The organism is Novosphingobium indicum (assembly GCF_014645195.1).
Taxonomy (GTDB): domain Bacteria; phylum Pseudomonadota; class Alphaproteobacteria; order Sphingomonadales; family Sphingomonadaceae; genus Novosphingobium; species Novosphingobium indicum.
Map to the genome: position 1 here is coordinate 1 of NZ_BMLK01000087.1, position 1,507 is coordinate 1,507.

Below are 1,507 nucleotides of genomic sequence, written 5' to 3' on the forward strand. Positions count from 1 at the left end.
ATGGTGAATCACGTCAGCCCCAAACCCGATACCCTCAGTGAGTCAGATTCCACAGGTTTTGGTATGAGACACTTGGCGATGCGCTCCGGTTTCTCAAAAGCGCAGATGGGACGCCTCTCCACACCATCGATTGTGACACAGGTTCGCTCATTCTCCTCGAAGTTGCTGCTTCCTATGGTTTGTCAGCATCTCTGGTCGATATCACACTCAGGTCGGGGAGCGGCCACAACTATGTCAGATGGGAACTGAACGACGGCAGCTATTTCGATTGGGATACGAATGGGCGAAGCGTGTGCATCACGCCGTCCAACCTGCCTAGCTACGAGGGAAGAAGCCTGACCGACGATGAAACTCTGGCCTATCTTTATGTGTTGAGGGCCCCTGTTCAGAGCGAGACAGGCAAGTACGAAGAAGCAATCTCGGATTACAAGTCGGCAATGAGGCTGCATACCGAAGTTCCCATGCCTTACAATAACTATGCGTGGCTCGTAGCGACGCGTCGTTTTGCAGGGCGTGACGCACATATTGAACCTGCGATTGCGGCCGCGCGATACGCTGTCTCCCGCGATCCGCAAGCAAATTATCTAGATACGCTCGCATGCTCATTGGCACTTGATAAGCAGTTCGAGGAAGCCGTCAATGTTCAAGAGCGGGCAGTGGCGGAGGCCCCTTGGCAGGCGGACTTCAGGGCAAGGCTTGAGATGTTTCGCAGTCCTTCGCCGAAGGATTGTACAGGGATGAGCTAGAGCATTGCGCGGAGAAGTAAGAGTTGGTCTTCCGCGCGATCCGGCAACATGGATTTAGAGCAATGCGCGTGCTTCCGGAAATACGTGCCTCGCTCCAGATTGGGCTGGTCAAAGCAGCTCTTGCGAAACGTGATGGCCCCTACAACTGCTCACGGCAGGATTGGATTCCTGGGCTTGGGTTGACCGGAAATGCTGAACCTTTGCGGGTTGCGACTGGCTGCAATCGCAATTGTTTAGTCTGGTATGAGCCGGCGGCGCAGCGGCGTCCCGCTCCTGTGCGGGCGCATGCAGGGCAGGCGTCAGGCCAGCAGCAGCAAGCAAGCAACTCCTTTGACGCGGATCGTCGCAAGGGACTATACTGGATGCATAGATCGCGCAGAGCTGGAGACCCGCAAAAACCGTGTTGCGCAGGGCTTGGGAGCCTGACGACGGAGATGCCGATGCTGCCGGACGCTGTGGCGCCCGCCTTTGGCCTGTTTCCGATGACATTCCGTGCGATTTCACCCGCGCTTCGCGGATTTCAGACAGAGTCACCCCATGCTTTCCCGGCGTTCGTGGAAGATCAGTCTGTTGAAGTTGTAGGCCAGGTTGCAAAGGGTCAACTTCGCTTCGGCACGGGCTAGGCCGATCGTGCGGATGAACAGGCCGAACCGGTTCTTCTGATGGGCGAAGACATGTTCGACATGGGCCCGGACCGAAGACTTGGCAGCATTGGCCCGCGCAGTTGCCTTCGCCATGGGCTTACCCTTGGGTTTGCGCCG

General features: G+C 56.9%; 2 protein-coding genes. One reads left to right on the forward strand and one right to left on the reverse strand.

The genetic code is table 11. From position 1 onward, the window contains the following. Window positions 1–290 precede the first annotated feature (290 nt). Window positions 291–746: a hypothetical protein gene (locus tag IEX64_RS24230; protein ID WP_188824028.1), complete on the forward strand. Its 456-nt coding sequence runs from the start codon at window positions 291–293 to the stop codon at window positions 744–746. Window positions 747–1,276: 530 nt separating this feature from the next. Here IEX64_RS24230 and IEX64_RS24235 read toward each other — a convergent pair. Further along, the coding region (locus tag IEX64_RS24235) for a transposase (protein WP_188824030.1) at window positions 1,277–1,507 on the reverse strand (231 nt) is incomplete at its 5' end.